The sequence below is a fragment of the Spongiactinospora sp. TRM90649 genome (assembly GCF_029382225.1).
Taxonomy (GTDB): Bacteria; Actinomycetota; Actinomycetes; order Streptosporangiales; family Streptosporangiaceae; genus Spongiactinospora.
In genome coordinates this window covers 70,788-86,353 of record NZ_JARLTC010000046.1, presented here as the reverse complement: position 1 = coordinate 86,353, position 15,566 = coordinate 70,788, and the positions used below count along the sequence as shown (strand labels likewise).

General features: G+C 69.9%; 15 protein-coding genes. 6 read left to right on the top strand and 9 right to left on the bottom strand.

Going from position 1 to position 15,566, the window contains the following annotated elements:
* Nucleotides 1-144 precede the first annotated feature (144 nt).
* From P3X83_RS39130 to P3X83_RS39110, 5 genes are all read left to right on the top strand, one after another.
* Complete coding sequence (locus tag P3X83_RS39130; RefSeq protein WP_277310453.1) at nt 145-441, top strand: HU family DNA-binding protein; 297 nt, start codon at nt 145-147, stop codon at nt 439-441.
* A gap of 211 nt (nt 442-652) precedes the next feature.
* Nucleotides 653-934 carry a hypothetical protein gene (locus tag P3X83_RS39125; RefSeq protein ID WP_277310452.1) on the top strand — a complete coding sequence of 94 codons (282 nt, stop codon included), beginning with the start codon at nt 653-655 and terminating at the stop codon, nt 932-934.
* A gap of 155 nt (nt 935-1,089) precedes the next feature.
* Nucleotides 1,090-1,719: an HNH endonuclease family protein gene (locus P3X83_RS39120; protein ID WP_277310451.1), complete on the top strand. Its 630-nt coding sequence runs from the start codon at nt 1,090-1,092 to the stop codon at nt 1,717-1,719.
* A 417-nt stretch (nt 1,720-2,136) separates the two neighbouring features.
* Nucleotides 2,137-2,763, top strand: a complete 627-nt coding sequence (locus P3X83_RS39115) for a hypothetical protein (RefSeq protein ID WP_277310450.1) — start codon at nt 2,137-2,139, stop codon at nt 2,761-2,763.
* Nucleotides 2,760-3,845, top strand: a complete 1,086-nt coding sequence (locus tag P3X83_RS39110; protein WP_277310449.1) for an XRE family transcriptional regulator — start codon at nt 2,760-2,762, stop codon at nt 3,843-3,845. The genes P3X83_RS39115 and P3X83_RS39110 overlap by 4 nt, the downstream gene beginning before the upstream one ends.
* A gap of 111 nt (nt 3,846-3,956) precedes the next feature.
* Here P3X83_RS39110 and P3X83_RS39105 read toward each other — a convergent pair whose 3' ends face one another.
* The 4 genes from P3X83_RS39105 to P3X83_RS39090 all read right to left on the bottom strand — a co-directional run bounded on the left by P3X83_RS39105 (nt 3,957) and on the right by P3X83_RS39090 (nt 6,159).
* Nucleotides 3,957-4,238, bottom strand: a complete 282-nt coding sequence (locus P3X83_RS39105) for a hypothetical protein (protein ID WP_277310448.1) — start codon at nt 4,236-4,238, stop codon at nt 3,957-3,959.
* A gap of 138 nt (nt 4,239-4,376) precedes the next feature.
* Complete coding sequence (locus tag P3X83_RS39100; protein ID WP_277310447.1) at nt 4,377-5,387, bottom strand: hypothetical protein; 1,011 nt, start codon at nt 5,385-5,387, stop codon at nt 4,377-4,379.
* A complete protein-coding gene (locus P3X83_RS39095) occupies nt 5,384-5,752 on the bottom strand; it encodes a hypothetical protein (RefSeq protein ID WP_277310446.1) in 369 nt (122 codons plus the stop codon). The genes P3X83_RS39100 and P3X83_RS39095 overlap by 4 nt, the downstream gene beginning before the upstream one ends.
* Nucleotides 5,749-6,159 carry a hypothetical protein gene (locus P3X83_RS39090; protein WP_277310445.1) on the bottom strand — a complete coding sequence of 137 codons (411 nt, stop codon included), beginning with the start codon at nt 6,157-6,159 and terminating at the stop codon, nt 5,749-5,751. Before P3X83_RS39090 ends, P3X83_RS39095 begins: the two co-directional genes overlap by 4 nt.
* Before the next feature lie 333 nt (nt 6,160-6,492).
* Here P3X83_RS39090 and P3X83_RS39085 point away from each other — a divergent pair, with 333 nt between their 5' ends.
* Entirely contained in the window at nt 6,493-6,882 is a 390-nt protein-coding gene (locus P3X83_RS39085) for a hypothetical protein (RefSeq protein WP_277310444.1), read from the top strand.
* Nucleotides 6,883-6,885: 3 nt separating this feature from the next.
* Here the strand turns inward: P3X83_RS39085 and P3X83_RS39080 are convergent, their stop codons facing one another.
* From P3X83_RS39080 to P3X83_RS39060, 5 genes are read right to left on the bottom strand one after another with little or no spacing between them, the layout of a single operon-like run.
* A complete protein-coding gene (locus tag P3X83_RS39080) occupies nt 6,886-7,347 on the bottom strand; it encodes a hypothetical protein (protein WP_277310442.1) in 462 nt (153 codons plus the stop codon).
* Nucleotides 7,344-8,264, bottom strand: coding sequence for a hypothetical protein (locus P3X83_RS39075; protein WP_277310441.1), 921 nt, complete (start codon nt 8,262-8,264; stop codon nt 7,344-7,346). The genes P3X83_RS39080 and P3X83_RS39075 overlap by 4 nt, the downstream gene beginning before the upstream one ends.
* Before the next feature lie 12 nt (nt 8,265-8,276).
* Nucleotides 8,277-11,006, bottom strand: coding sequence for a hypothetical protein (locus P3X83_RS39070; protein ID WP_277310440.1), 2,730 nt, complete (start codon nt 11,004-11,006; stop codon nt 8,277-8,279).
* A complete protein-coding gene (locus tag P3X83_RS39065) occupies nt 11,003-11,311 on the bottom strand; it encodes a hypothetical protein (RefSeq protein ID WP_277310439.1) in 309 nt (102 codons plus the stop codon). The genes P3X83_RS39070 and P3X83_RS39065 overlap by 4 nt, the downstream gene beginning before the upstream one ends.
* A 3-nt stretch (nt 11,312-11,314) precedes the next feature.
* On the bottom strand, nt 11,315-15,565 hold the full coding sequence (locus tag P3X83_RS39060; protein ID WP_277310438.1) for a phage tail tape measure protein: 4,251 nt from the start codon (nt 15,563-15,565) through the stop codon (nt 11,315-11,317).
* Between the last annotated feature and the right edge of the window lies 1 nt (nt 15,566).

Here is a 15,566-nt window from a genome sequence, read left to right as displayed (position 1 = left end):
GACGCCGCCGGTAGCGACGCTGACGTTGCGGATCGCGCCCGGCTCTGTGCGGGCGCGTGTCCGGAGCAGTCAGCTCCCCGGCGCCCCGTCTAGGGGGTGGGGCGCCGGACCACCAAACGCCTCCCCAACCGAAAGGTAACGAGCATGAACAAGACCGAACTGACCGCTGCCGTCGCCGACCTCACCGGCCAGTCGAAGAAGGACACCGCCGACGTCATCGACGCGGTGTTCGGCGTCATCCAGGCCGAGGTCGCCGCTGGCCGCAAGGTGAGCGTGCCCGGGTTCGGCGCCTTCTCGCCCGTGGAGCGCGACGCCAGGATCGGCCGGAACCCCTCCACCGGGGAGCCGGTGAAGGTCGAGGCCAAGACCGTGCCCGTGTTCAAGGCGGGGAGTGAGTTCAAGGCCGCCGTCAACGGCCTGAAAGCCACCGCGGCCGCCTGACCACCGTCCGCGCCCCGCCGTACAGTGCGCCCCCGCCGTCTCAGGAGGAGCGGGGGCGTTCTGCTGTCGGGGCCCACCCTGATGGGGTGCTCCTGGGCCGGTGAGCGTGCGGTGAGGTCGCGGTGAGCGTGCGGTGAGCGCGGCCAGCGAGGCTCACGACATGGACCGGGTCACACAGAACGGTGTGACCTGGAAAGCGATCGGAGAACTCATGTCCATCTGGAAACGCGGTCTCGCCCTCGCGGGAACGGCCCTCACCCTCGCCGCCGGCCCCGCCCTGCTGGGCTCGGCACCCGCCGCCGCGGCGCCGATCACCGCCCCCTCCAACATGGCCGCAGGGTGGAGTTACCAGGGGGCCTATCCCGGCACCCCGTCAGGTCTCAACGCATGCCACCGGGACGGACGCCAATCCATCCACCCCCACGAGTGCAGGTATGTCCCCGAGAACTGGCCCGTAGCCGCCAGATATCAGCTGTGGTTCTGGGTCAACTGATAGCGATCACCGTCGCCGGCAGCGGCAATCAAAGTCTTACCGTATGTGACTGGTAACGGAACGTAACACGCTGTCAAAGTCCTTCCTGTCCCACCTCGCCCCCTGCCAGACCATCCCTGACTGGCCGAGGCTCCGGGACAGGAAGGACACCCCCCATGCGCCGCCTCTCCGCCATGGCCGGCACCACGCTGGCCACATTCGCGCTCCTGCTCCCGATGGCGGGCCCAGCCCACGCGGACCCCCCAGGCATCCCGAGCGCCCAAGAGGCCGCTGACAAACTACAGCAGCTCGTGGTGGCTCCGGAAGAGAACGAAGCCACATACGATCGCGATCTTTTCCCGCACTGGATCACCGTGTCGGGAGCCTGCAACACGCGCGAGACCGTCCTGAAGCGCGACGGGGTCGACGTGGTGACCAACTCCTCCTGCGCCGCCGTCTCCGGCAGTTGGTACTCGCCCTACGACGGAGCCACCTGGACCGCCGCCAGTGACATCGACATCGACCACATGGTCCCGCTGTCCGAAGCATGGAAGTCGGGCGCCTGGGCGTGGACGACGGCGCAGCGCCGCGCCTTCGCCAACTCGCTCGGCGACAGCCAGCTGTGGTCGGTGACCGACAACGTCAACCAGGGCAAGGGCGACAAGGACCCGTCCGTGTGGCGCCCGCCGCTGGAGTCGTTCTACTGCACCTACTCGCGATCGTGGATCGACGTGAAGTACGACTGGGGGCTCACCGCACAGCAGGCCGAAGTTGACGCCCTGGAGGACATGCTCGCCACCTGCTGAACGACCAGGTGCCCACTTGCCTGATCGGATACGCCGACGGCTGATCGACGGCCCCGCCTCGCCATGGCCGAGGCGTGGGCCGTCCGCGTGTCAGGCCAATGGGAGTCACGCGGCCCCTGACGTGCGCCCCCGCGCTCCCCACAGTGCGGAGGCGCTCTCGCCGGGGCTGTGTCGGACGCTACGCCGCACCACGCCATCCGGCAAGGCCGGTTACCGCATACCTGCCCAGCCGATATGAGACGCCGACCGACCGCCGTTGCGAGCTCTCGACGGCGGTATCTCCGGCAAGGCCTGCGACATCGAACCGTCGTACCGGCCATCCTTCGCCTGATGGGGGTTACGGCCGGTCGTCTCGTTCCACAAGGTGCGGCGTGTTCGAGTACGGGGTGTGTATTTTCTAGGAATATGATTAATCACGTGTTGAGAGACGACTCCCCTGAAGCCACCGTCGCCCGGCTGGAAACGGCCTGCCAAGAGGTCTTCCGCGCCCTGGAGAAGGGCGGCCAGACTGCCGACCACATCCACGACATCGCCAGCTGGAAGCCCGGAGCTGATCTCCACTTCTACCGCCACATGACCCGGCGCGATGCGATGGAAGAGCTGAAGCAGCTCAATCCCGAACTCGAAGACGACGATGACCTAGGGCTCGCCATGAGCGGCCTGATCCTGCACCTGCCCCAGGACATCATCAGGGTCTGGCACACCGCCGACATCAAGATCCCCAAGCCGACCACCGAAGCCAAGCTGAAGTTCGTCAGCCAGATCCCCGAGCGGGTCATCCCGCTCATCGGCGACGACGAACTGAACCTTGGACTCGACGAGATCGTGACGACCCCGCCACGCAAGAACCACGTCATCCTGCAGTGGACGGCGGAGGGGTCCACCATCATGCGCTTCGACCTGGTTCGCCCCACTGGCGTGAAAGGCGGGCAGGTCGCCGTGGACTGGCGTGAACACCTCCTGGGCCGCTACACCCAGGTAGAGGATCTGCAGTACCGTCGCCGGGACGACAAGACCGGCACCGAGGAGACAGAGGCACAGTGATCTACGGAACTCGGCTTACCCAAGCGCGCGAGTTCTGCCTGCTTACCCAGAAGGCGCTGGCCGACGACGTCGGGATCAGCCAGGGCACACTATCGAACGCTGAACGTGACAAGAGCGAGCTGCCGATGCACGTGCTGACGCAGCTCGCCACCATCACCGGGTTTCCAATCGACTTCTTCCAACAGGGGCCGCAGGTCACGTTCGAAGGGCTGCCCACCCACTTCCGGGCGCGAGCAGGCATGAGCATGAAGGAGGCCGGCCAGGCCAAACGAGGTGGGGAGATCGTCGCAGAAGCCGCATTGGCCATGCTCAGTCAGCTGGAGGGCCCACCACTGAGATTGCAGCCTCATCCAATCGGCACCGCGCCCCAGGCGGCCGCTGCTGCTGCACGGGAGGCACTCGGCCTCGGCCCGCGCGATCCCGCTCTCGGATTGCCGGTGCTGCTGGAACACGTGGGCTTCCAGGTCATCGCGCTGCCACTGCCCAACACTCGACGTGACGCCTTCTCCTTGTGGATCAACGACCATCCGATACTGGCACTTCTCGACACCGATGCCGGTGACCGCCAGCTCTGGTCGACCGCACACGAGCTCGGACACACGCTGCTGCACCGCGACGCCGGGGCGAGCAACACACTGGAGCAGGAAGCCGACGAGTTCGCCATGCATCTCCTGATGCCGCTAGAGGCAATGAACAAGGAGATGCCCACTCACCCCACCATCCAGGACTTCGCGCTGTTGAAGAGACGGTGGGGCGTGTCCATAGCCGCACTCATCCGTACAGCACATCGCATCGGCCGGATCGATGACCACCGGTACACGAGCCTGTTCAAGCAGATGGCCGCCCGCGGCGAGAGGCTGCGAGAGCGCGCCGCCATCGCGCCCACCAAACCACGCGGCTTTCGCGCCATGGCCGAGACACTGCACGGCCCCCACCCGGCGCAGGGCCTGGCTCGCGCCGCCAACTGGACGCCGGCCTTCGCCGAAGACGTGCTGTCGCGCCATGCCACAGGAGCCGAACTGCCCAGCCGACGCATCACGAACGTGATCAGTCTCAGCTCACGTCGAGCACGGCGAGCCTAGCCGGGCAGCCTGTATACAACGCGAAGAAGCCCCGCCCTGGTCCGTGAGGATCAGAGCGGGGCTTCGTTCTGCTGGCCAGGCTACGCGTCGCCTGCACGGGGCAATGGGTGGCTACATCGGCTGCGGCCGGGCGGCCACGAGCTGGCGGCCGTGGTCGTCGCGCGGGTCGGCGACCGGGGTGACGTGACGCTGCGACGTCCACCACGCCCAGGCGAACAGCACGCCGTCGATGGCCTGCTCGACGCCGGTCTCCGACAGCTCCCACTCGGGCGGGATCCAGCCCACCGCGACGGCGAGCCGGGTCACGCCCATGAGCACCAGGGCGATGCCGCCGCGGACGAGCAGGGGGTAGCGGATCCGGACGGGTACGGGGTCGGGGGTGTGCATGGCCATGGCCCCTCCAGGGGATTTTCGCCCTCATCTGAGGGCCAGAAACAGGAAGATCGGTTACGTTGCCGCAGGTCACTGACCGGCGGCATATCAGGTGGCATGAAATCGGGCCGTTCGTCGGCCTGCGATCGTGAGCTGGGGCTACCTCGCGAACGGCGCGTGGACGTTCGCCTTGGCGAGGGTGACCGTCTCCGGCCCGGCCGGGACGAAGATCTGGCAGCGGAGCTTGCGGTTCTCCTGGAGCTTCCCGGACCCGACGTGATGGACGGCCAGCTCGGAGCCGAGCACCGTCGAGCCCTCCAGGCCTGCCTCTTCGAGCACGTCGGCCGGCGGTGTCTGCGTGGAGTCGTACCTGTACTCCGCCAGCCGGGTCCGCACCTCGGTCCCGGCGGGCAGCCCGGCGAGGGTGGCGGTGTACTCCACGCCCGCGTAGACGCACGGGTCGCCGCGGAGGATCGACGTCCCCGTCCCGGTGTGCACGTTCGTCGGGTCGCCGTACTCGGTGTCCCACGGGATGTTCCACCACGTGCCGCGCGGCACGGTTACCGGGCCTGCGCCGGAGTGTCCGAACGCCGCGTATTCCATCTCGTCCTCGTCTCGTTCGGGGGTTGGCTTGGGCCTGGGGGCCGGCGGCTCGGGATCCGGCGACGTGCCGGGCTTGGGCGCGCCGGCGCGGACCCACCGGTAGATGGGGCCGCCGGGGCAGTCGGTGGAGTAGCCGTCGCGGTGGCCCTTGATCTCGGCCCCGGCGGCGCCGCGCTCGCGGAGGTAGGTGCGGGCGGCGTGGAAGTTCCGGAGCATGTTGTCGGTGGGCTCGACGACGCCGGACGTGCCGACGAGGAAGAGGATCGCGTAGTGGCCGGCGTTCAGCCCCGGGCCGTTCGCGGCGGGGAGCACGTGTGGGCCGCGGCCGACGCCGAACGTGTGCGCGCAGACCCACATGCTGTAGCCGATGTCCGACCAGCCGTTGCCGTTCACGTGGCCTTTCTGGATGCCGCGGATCGCAGCTCTGCATCGGGCGTGGTCGGTCAGCGTCGCCGGGTCTACCCGGCCGCCGGTGTAATGCGCCTTCACCCCTCGCGCGGACGCGAGGTAGGACGTCGCCCGGGGCCGCGCCGCTCCCCAGGCGTCCCGGCTGTCCATCGTCGTCATGAGGTCTCTCCTTCGGGGTCGGCGACCTGCTGCTCCAGGAGCGCGATCCGCGCCTCCAGTTCGTGCCGGGCACGCCGCTCGGTCTCCACGGTCTCTTCGAGGTCATGCCGGGCCCGGCGTTCGCTGGCCACCTGGTCTTCCAGGGACCGGCGCTGAGTGCGCTCGTTGTCCAGCGCGGTCTGCAGCTCGGCGACCTGCGCCGTCAGCCGGTCGTTCAGCCGTTCGAGCGACCCGACTGCGCCGATCGACTGTTCCCCGCGGTCGCGGCGCCGGTCTCGCACGTAGGTCAGGACCGCGCTGACGGTGCCGCCGCCGAGTAGCGCGGCCAGCAGGGTGCCGATCGAGGTGAGCGTTTCCGGGCTCATCGGGTCAGCCCCACCCGGCGGATGTACAGCCCGGCCGCGCCGACCAGCAGCGGGTAGGCGGCCAGTAGCCCGGCCCAGCCGCTGATGACCACGATCGCCACCGCGTACACCAGGCAGGCCAGCGACAGCAGGCGCAGCCCGAGGAGGAACAGCGGCAGGCGGCTGGCGACGAGGTGCCCGTCGCGTTCGCGGACGCTGGACGCGCCGGCCAGCCAGCAGCCGCACCCGACGATGAGGATCAGCGCCCACAGTTGCGCGGCCCACCAGGGCAGCAGCGTCTCCAGGGCGCGGGAGGTGGCGAGTCCGGCCAGGGATGCGACGCCGGGCAGGATGCCGAGCAGGGCGAACATGCAATCCAGCGGCTGGGCGCGGATCCAGACCGGTAGCCGTAGAACGAGGTGTCTCACGCGCTGGCGGCCTTGGCGCGGCACTCGTTGGCGGGCATGAGTGGTGACCCTTCATCAGATTTGGCTGCGGCGGTTACGTTCAGATAACAATCGCTAGGCTTTTGTCGTCGTTGGCTGGCGTTTGTTCGTGACGGTTGAGTCCGCGAAAGTCTGCGAAAGTCCGTAGAAGTCCGCACGCGTCCATTGGGTGCCGCGATTGCCGCAGAGTGATCAGAAAGTGGCCTTGAGCTGGGATGTCATAGTTCTCACATGACCAGTTTCGAGAACCGCAGGCAGGCCGGGGAAGCCCACGAGCGTCGCGTTAGCGACGAATTCCGGATTCGAGGATGGACCGTGGACGCGTGGGGTCAGGCCATTCTTTCCGAGCCGATCAGGAGGGCGATCTCCCGAACGCGGTGGGCGCACTTCCCCGACCTCGTCGCCGTCCGTGACGGGGACCTCGTGGCCATCGACGCCAAGGACCGCATCTCCAGCGCGGACACTGGCCGCTACGCCATCTCCCAGAAGTGCGTGAGCTTCGGTATCCAGTTCATCGCCGCGTTCGGCGTCCCGATCTTCTACGTCTTAGGCAACCTCGGTGTCCTCACTCCGCACGAGGTCCTCGCGTACGGCACCGCTGGCACGCGCGGCCTGGGCGGCTCCTACTACCTCGTCAACGGCAGGCTGGCCCACCAGTTCGACGATGTCTTCGGCCATCCCGTTCAGCGCGACGAAGCCGCCTGAACGTCAGGGCATGGGGATGACGATGAGGTCCCGCGCGGCGATGTCGGCCTGGTCGGAGCCTGTGGCGGGGGTGGCCAGGTACATGACGCGGATGTAGTACAGGGCGCCCGGCGTGAGGCTGGAGATGAGCGAGACGCGGCAGCCGTACTGAAACTCGACATTCTCCGCGACGCTGCCGTAGCCGCGGATCGTCACCGACGGGGCGAGGACCTCCTCCCCGGCCGAGTCACCGAGGAACAGCTGCGGACTCAGGAAGATACGGTCGGGTGCCGCACCGGTGTTGTCACGCACCCCGCCGCCGATCGTCAGCCGCACCATCCCACTGGGTGGGGCGATGAAGAACACGCCGACCTCCGGCGCGCCGGTGATGTAGGCGTCGGAGGTGATCTGCGCGATCAGGGTGTCGTCCTGGTAGAACGCCGTCTGCGGCAGGCTCCGGACGACGTCTCCGTCGAGGATGGTCATGGCAGCGGCACCACGCCGATGTCGCGGGCGGCGATGTCGCCCGACGTGGCCCCGGTCTCGCTGGTGACCACCGTGTGCATGACGCGGGCGAAGTAGACCTGGCCAGGGATGAGGCCCTCCAGGACGGATTCCCGGGAGCCGTAGCAGAACCGCGAGGCCGCCTTGTCGGAGGCGATCCCGTGGCTCGTGACCGACGCGTTGAGCACCAGGGCGCCGGACGAGTTGGTGAGCCGGACCTCCGGGCTAAGGAACACCCTGTCCGCGCCCGCGCTGTTGCCGAGCCCGCCGCCAACGACGAGCAGCACCCGGCCGCTGGTCGGCGCCACGAACGTCACGCTCACCTGCGGAGATCCAGCGGAGTAGGAGGTGTTGCTGGGGTTGTCGATGGCCGTGGTGTCCTGCGCCCACGCGACCGGGGGGTAGTCCAGCGCCTGGACCGGCCGCCCCGCGAAGGAACTGCCCAACGGGGCAGGGCAGACGGTGATCTGCCGCAGCTGCAAGTCCGCCGTCGTCCCTGAGCTGACCTTGTGCATGCATCGGGCGAAGTACACCTGGCCGGGGGTGAGGCCGGTACGGATCGTGGTCCGCGAGCGGTACGCGAAGTTGCTGGCCTCCCCGGGCAGCCCGATGCCTCTCGTCACCACGTTGGCCGCCAGGTTGACTGCACCGCTGACGTCGTTCTCCCTGAGCTCCGGCGCCAAGTGGATGGCGTTCGTGCCGCCGTTGTCCCTCGCCGACAGCCCGACGCTGAGGAGGATCGCCCCGCTCGTGGGCGCGCGGAACGTCACGCTGACCTGCGGAGACCCGGCGACGAACGACGTGTCGGTGATGTTGTTGATCGCCGTCGTGTCGGACGCCCCCGCTGCGGCGGGGAAGTCGTCGGCGTCGATGATCGCCCCGACCAGGGTGTCAGGCATTCGCGGCTCCTCTCACAGGGCGTAGACGGCGGGTTCGGCAAGGGACACCTGCGCGCCCGTGGCGTGCGCCTTCACCACGCCGTTGACGGAGCGGGTGACGGTCAGCGTCTGGTTGACCCCGGACGGGGCGCCGACGGCCGTCACCGTCATCCGCTCGCCGCCGATGACGATGTCGAACCCGCTGGCGGAGGTGTCCCACAGCGGCCCGGTCGGGGTGGTGATGTCGACGCCGGTCTCCGTGGCGTCCAGAACCTCGTTGGTGACCGTGGAGGAGGGGCCGTACCGGCTGGTGCCGTACACCCCGACCTGGTAGGGCCGTGCTGGGCTGCAGTTGATCGACGCGGTGTGGTGCTTCCCGCCGAAGCTCTCGGCGACCCCGAGGACGATCTGGGAGATGGTCTCCGGCGGCAGCCACGCCGGCAGGTCGTCGACGGCGAGCCGGTCACCGGCCTCCAGATCCAGCGCGGCAGTGGTCAGCGCGGCGTTGAACGCGAAGGCGTTGACGGTGTAGTTGATGCCGATCTGCGGATACCGGGCCTCGTCCACGGTGCCGAGCGCGAGCCGCCACGCAGCCTGGTCGAACAGGTCCAGGTCGTGGCGGACGCTGAGGCTGACCGTCTCCTCGTAGCGGCCGACGCCGTCCGGCGGGGGCTGCACGGACAGCGGCCCGTCCTCCAGCGCGGCCCGCGCGCTCGACCCGCCATCGCGTGAGGCGGTGATGTCGTTCTTGGTGAGCCGGTCGTCGTCGAGGGGATCGAGCGGCTCTCCGAGGGCGGCGTACGGCACGGCCAGCGCTGCCACCTGGTTGTACATCGAGGCGCGGGTGCGATACCCCAGCCCGACGGTGTCGCGCGGCTCGAACAGCCGGCCCGCGTCGGCCTCGGCCGCCTCCCGGATCAGCGTCAGCAGGTCTGAGCGGCCTTGCACGCCGAGCCGCGTCGTGTCGTCGAGGTCGCCGCGCGCCTGGAAGGCGATCCCTTCCTCGCGGCATAGCCGCGCGATCCTGCGCCCGGAGGTTTCGCCCAGCCAACCGGAGAGCTGCGGCCCGAGATCGAACAGGGTCGTCACTACCGCCTGCACGGACACGTGGCCGATGGTCGTGGTGGCCACGCCTCCGCCGGGGGACACGACGACCGTGCCGACTCGGCCCACGGTGTTGTTGTTCAGCGTGCCTGAGAACGATAAGCCGGAGGTCGCGGCGGGTTCCAGTGTGAGCAGGTTCCAGTTGATGTTCGAGCCGGACTGGGTCAGCTCGACGCTGCACATCACCAGCCGGCCGTTGACGCCGAATGCCACGTCGCCGGAGTCGAACAGCGTGTTCCCGTCGCCGTCGAACGCGCGTAGTCCGAGGGTGCCGCCGGTGTCGTAGTGCACCTCCCACCGCCGCACCGACCCGGTGGTGTACCACATCATCATCGTCTGACCGGCCTCGGCTCCGGCGGCGGGGACGGCCATCAGCCAGCGGACCTGCGTCTGCCCGCTGTCCGTATAGGCCGGGGCTTGGCCGCGCATCTCCGCACCGGCCAGCACAGGCAGGGGCGCGCTGGCCACGAAGCCTTCGAAGGAAGCGAGGGTGGGCGTGCCGATGATCTGCATCGGGCCGTGGTCCAGCGCCGGGGCGATCGAGGTCGCCCCCTCGGCATCCTCGAACGGCCAGTAGGCGACCAGCGAGGCGGCGTCGTAGAGGCGGCCGCGGTACATCGCCGACCCGAGCGCGCTTGCGCCCTGGCTGAGGCGGCGCAGGATCCCGCCGGCCTCCAGCGGCAGGTACACGTCCAGCCCAGCCTTGTCGGAGCGGACCGGCCAGCTGCTCACTTCCCCGGCGAAGCGATAGCGCCTGTTGGACAACCGCGCGCCCCCGGCGACGCTCCACGTCCGCCCGGCCGCGTCGGCGAAGCTGCTCACCCCTGGCGACGGCAACGTGAAGTCGGGGTTCGCCACTGCGCTCCCGCCGATTCCCGCTCGCAGCTCGAAGGCATGCACCCGGCCCGCGATGCCAGCGGTGTCGCGGCCGACGAGATCACCGACCTCGACCGCCGCCGAGCTGTCGAAGATGCTCGTGGTTCCGGCGGTGACGACGCTGATGCCGAGTTGCGTCCACGGCCCCGCCACGCTGGGCCCGGTGTAGAACGCCACGGTGTGCCCGCCTGACCCGTTGTTGACGTCCAGCGTCGCCCGGACCGCTTGGCGGCCCGAGCCGGGGGCGGGCACCGGCCACGTGGACGTGCGCGACAAGATGCCCGCCAGCGCGCCGGTGGTCGACCAGGCCAGTTCTACGTACCCGGCGTCGTCGATGGACAGCACCCAGGACCGCTGATCCCCGGTGGTCAGGTATTTTCCGGCCAGGTCGGTCGCCGCCCGCCACGATCCGAAGGTGGCGTCGATGCGGATGTCGATGTCGCCGGTGATCGACACGGCGGCGTTGTCGGGGGTGGTGGCCCGGTCCCCGGCGGCGCCCGGCAGCTCCAGGTAGGTGGCACCCTGCTCGATCGCGATCCGGATCGGCGTGTTGCGTCCGAGGAGGGCGTACGCCGGGGAGGAGGGGTAACGCGGCGAGTAGTTCCCCGACGTGTTGTCGATGGTCACCCGGGCGGTGGACGGGTCGACCTGGCTTCCCTCGCTGGACTGGCCGCGCGTGACCTCGATGAGGACACGGCGGTACACGTCGGGCGTGATGTCCGTCCACGTGGTGCCGAGCTGCAGCTCGACCACGACGGGCAGCACGCTGCTCGGGAAGGTCACCTCTCACCCCGCGGCGGCGGCTCGCCCGGATCAGGGCGTCCGGGACCGTCCGGACCTGGCCGGACTGGACGACTCGGCCGTGGCGGGTGGACGACGACCGGAGGCAGCGCCGGGGGCGGCACGATCGCCACGGCCCGCGCCAGCCGGACGAACCCCGGCCGCGACCGGGCGTCCTCCAGCCCGGCGTCTCCGGCGACGTACGGCACACCAGCGTCGTCCCACGCCTCGACCACGACCGCCACCATGGCGCCGTCCAACCCCTTGTACAGCGCCGCCGTCCCTGTGGTGCAGGGGATCCACGCCATCGCCTACCTCCTGCCGTTGCCGAGGACGGCCTGGACGTCGCCGCCGCGCGCGTGCACCGCGCGGCGCAGCGGGTCCACGACGACCTCTCCGAGGGTGCGGTCGCCGAGCCGCAGGGTGATGTGGATCGGCCCGCCCGCCGCACCTCCGCCGCCGCCCGTGGGGAGGGCGGGCAGTCGGCGGCCGGACAGCAGCGCCCGCGTCGTGCCAGCGGGCAGCACGTACGAGTTGCTCGGCAGATTGAGTAGCTCGGGGCCCTCTTCGCCGACGAGGGTCCAACCGCCTGCCCGGCCGCCGGACGCCTTGGCCTCGATCTTCTTGTTGAACGCTTCAGCCTTCTTGTTGTACGCGGTGTCTTTGCGCTCGGCGGTCAGGAGCTTCTTCGTCTTGCTGGGGATGAGGCCCAGCCGATCGGCCATAGCTGCCGCCTCTTTCGAGGTGAGGCCGAACTGCTTGGCCATCTTGATGAACTCGCGCCGCTGCTCCGTCATCTTCTTCGTCACCGAGGTGATGGAGGCGCCCTTCTCCGCCATCGCGGCGACCACGTCGTGCGCTGCCTCCGCCAAGCTGAGCAGGGCCGACCTGTTCTCTCTGCCCTTCTCCTTATTGATGTTCAGAGTCTTGCCGTTGGCCTTCAGCGCGGCGTTGGCGGCGTCCCAAGCCGACTCGTACGCCATCAGCGCCCGGGTCTGCCCGAACATCGTGCCGGTCAGCTTCTCCATGCCCTCCCGCAAGGTGACGATGTCCCGCAAGCTCTTGGCGACTTCCTTCAGCGGCTCGGTCACCTCGGCCAGCGGGGCACGCGACATCGCGCCGGGGCGGAACGCCATCGACATCGCCCCGAACCCGCTGGCTGACCGGGACGCGGCGCTGCCCGACGAGCCGCCGTTGATGGCCTCGACCAGCGCGGCGTTCGCCGCCGCCGCCTGGGCGTTGACGACGAACTCACCCGCCGTCGCCATCAGGGGCACCGCGTCCTGCCCGGCCGGGCCCGTCACCCACCCGCCGCCGGCGTAGCCGCGCATCCGGCCCGGGTCCCCGGCCATACCCAGCAGCCGTGCCATGGCCAGCTCGGCGCGGGACGCGCGCGAGGTGACCGACCGCTCGGCCAGCAGCTCCTCCCGTGGCAGGACGGGGCCGCCTTCGGCCATCGCCGCGCGGGGCCACCGCCAGTCCGGCATCGACTTGCGGACCTCACGGACGTGGGAGCCCGTGTACGGGGCCTCGATCACATATCCCGGCTTGTTGGAGGCGAGGACGACGTGGCCGAGGGAGGCGTTGAAGCCGAGCGCCCCCGGGCGCGGCCCGCCGATCGGCACCGACGCCGGATGCTGGGTGTAGGTGACACCGCCGATCCCGACCCGGCGGCCCTGCCACCACGAGAACTCCGTCAGACCCGAGCAGTCGAAGCCGTACGTGCCCGCGCCGCGACCGATGCCGTACGACGGGCCGCCCCGGCCGCCGCCGCCCCACGAGTACGGCAGCCCGATCTGCGAACGCGCCGCGGCGACCACCGGGCCGCCCGATCCGGCGGCCTTCTTCCACGCCTCCGCGTACACGTTGGCGATCTTCGCGACGAGGTCGGCGGTGCCCTTCTCGACCGGGCGTACCACCGCTGCGGCGCGGGCCGCCGGGTTGGTGAAGTCGATGGCGCCGCCGGTGGCGTAGCCGCGCATCTCGCCGCGCAGGGCCGAGCGGCGCATCCGCAGCATCGCCTCGTGGCCGCCGACCGCCTCGACCTCGCGGGCGGTCCACATGTGCTCGCCGACGCTGGCCCAGATCGGCACGTCGTCGGAGGTGGGGCCGCCGGGGCCGAGCGCCGCCGTCGCGGGGATCGCGCCACCCGACGCGAAGTGGAACTCGCGGACGGTGCCAGGGTTCTTGATCGACCAGGAGCCGCGGGCGGACACGGCGATGTCGACGTCCTTGCTCTTGATCTTCTTGAGTTCGGCCCACAACTCCTTGGCCTTGTCGCGACTGATGCTCATCGCGGTCGCCGCTTTAATGAACGCCTCGCGGTTCGTCTTCGTCGCCCCGGTGGCGTTGCCCGTGGCCGCGGCCAGCTTGTCGACCTGGGTCCTGGCCTCCTTGTTCCGCCCGGCCAGGGCGGTGAGCACGGGCAGCTGCTCGCGCACCGCCTTGCTCGCCTTGTCGGTGGACTGCGTTTGCCGGTAGGTCGAGGTGTAGAGATCAGCGACGGTTTCGAGCTGGCCGGCGAACGCGTCGCGCAGCCGTCCAGAGGCGGCGGTGTTGCCGTCCATCCGGCCCTTGGCGGCGGCCATGGACTCCAGCAGGTCGCGGTACCCGCCCTTGAGCCGGGTCGTGGCCCGGAATGCGGCGATGGACGGGTTGAACGTCGCTTCCAGGGAGGCGCGTAGCTCGTCCGTCTGGTCCGCAGCGGCGCCCGCTTCGTCGGCCATCTGGCCGGTGGCGCGGCCCAGGGTGCTGGTGGGGCCGAGCGCGTTCTTGGCGGCCCCCGCCGCCTGGTCGGTCGCGACCTGCTCGCGTTTCCACGCCTCGGTCGCCTGGTTGATCTCGGAGTTCTGGCCCTCGACCGCGCTGCGGACCTTCAGGATGGCGTGGCTGTAGCCCTGCGCGGTCTGGATGCCCCCGCCGAGCTTCTCATCCAGCGCGTCCGCGCGGTCCCTCGCGGCGGCCATCCCGCTGTTGACCCGCTCCAGCGCGCCCGGCACGCCCAGTATGCTGTTGACGACGTCGCCCATGTTCAGGCCGAGCTTCTGCGCCGCCTTCAGCACGCCCTCGGTTTCGAGCCGGTTGATGACCTTGGCGCGGGTGTCCGCGCTGATCGCCCCGGTCTGCTTGTCGAGGGTGTCCTTCAGCTCCGCGATCCGCTCTTGGGCCTCGCGGTGCTTGGCGGCGAACACGCCGAGCGCGACGACCCCAGCGCCGATGGCGAGCCCCCACGGCCCGGTGAGGATGGAGCCGACGGCGGACAGGCCCCGCCCAACGGCCTGGGTGCGCGGCCCGGCCGACGCGAGCGCCTCGCGGTACTCCTGCATCTTGGGAACGGCGACCATCATCGCCCCGCCGAGCAGCGTCACCGCCCCGGCGAGGCCGCCGACCACGGTGATCGCGCCCTGGACCGGCCCGGGCAGCGCGGAGAAGGTGTCCACCGCGCCGGTCGCGACCTGGACGAGGGTCCGCAGCGCGCCGGTCGCCCCCGACCCGCCCTGGATCAGCGCCGTCTCCAGTGAGCCCTTGAGTTTCTCCAGGTCACCGGCGAGGTTGTCCATCATCGTCCCAGCCATGCGCCCGGCCGCGCCCTGGTCGGTGACGGCCCGGGTGTACTCCTCCACCCCCGTTTTGCCGATCTTGTACAGGACGTTCGCGCCGCGCACCGCGTCGGCTCCGAAGATCACGGCCATGGCGTGGTCGCGCTGTTCCTGGGTGAGCCCGCCGAGCGCCTTCTGCAGCTGCCCAGCGAAGGAGGCCATGCCGACGAAGGTGCCGTTGGCGTCGTAGGTCTGGATGCCCAGGTCGCGCATGAGATCCGACATGTCGTTGGTCGGGTTGGCCAACCTCTGCAACATCGTCTTCAAACTGGTGCCCGCGTCGGAGCCGATGAGCGCGTTATCGGCGAACGCCGACAGCACGCCGACGGTGTCCTCCAGAGTCAGGCCCGTCTGAGCGGCGACCTGGCCGCCCATCCGCATCGCCCACGCCAGGTCTGCCACGTCGGCGGCGGACTTGTTGGCACCGGCGGCGAGGGTGTCGGCGATCCGGCCGACATCCTTGCCCTGCAGGGAGAAGATGTTCATCGCCTGCGCGCTGACCGTCGCGGCTTCGGCGAGGTCGAGACCGCCCGCCGCCGCCAGGTCCAGGCTGCCCTTGAGCGCGCCGCCCAGGATGTCCGCCGTGGAGATGCCGGCCTTGGCCAGTTCGGACTGCGCTTTCGCCGCCTCCGTCGCGGAGAACGCCGTGGCCTGCCCAGCCTCGATCGCGTTCTGCCGGAGCGCCGCGAGCTCCTTCCCGGTCGCCCCGCTGACCGCTTGGACCTTCGACATCTCCTTGTCGAAGTCCATCGCCGCCTTGACCGCCAGGCCGAACCCGGCGACCATCGCCCCGCCCGCGACCGCAGCCCCGGAGCCGAGTGCGTCGAACGCGGCGCGCTGCTCGCCGGAGGCGTCCTTGACCTCCTTGGCCAGGCCCTTGAAGGCGACCGCACCGGCACGGGCCCCGGCGATGATGCCGGAAACGTCGAACCGGCCCCGTACGGTTACCGTCCTGTCCGGCACG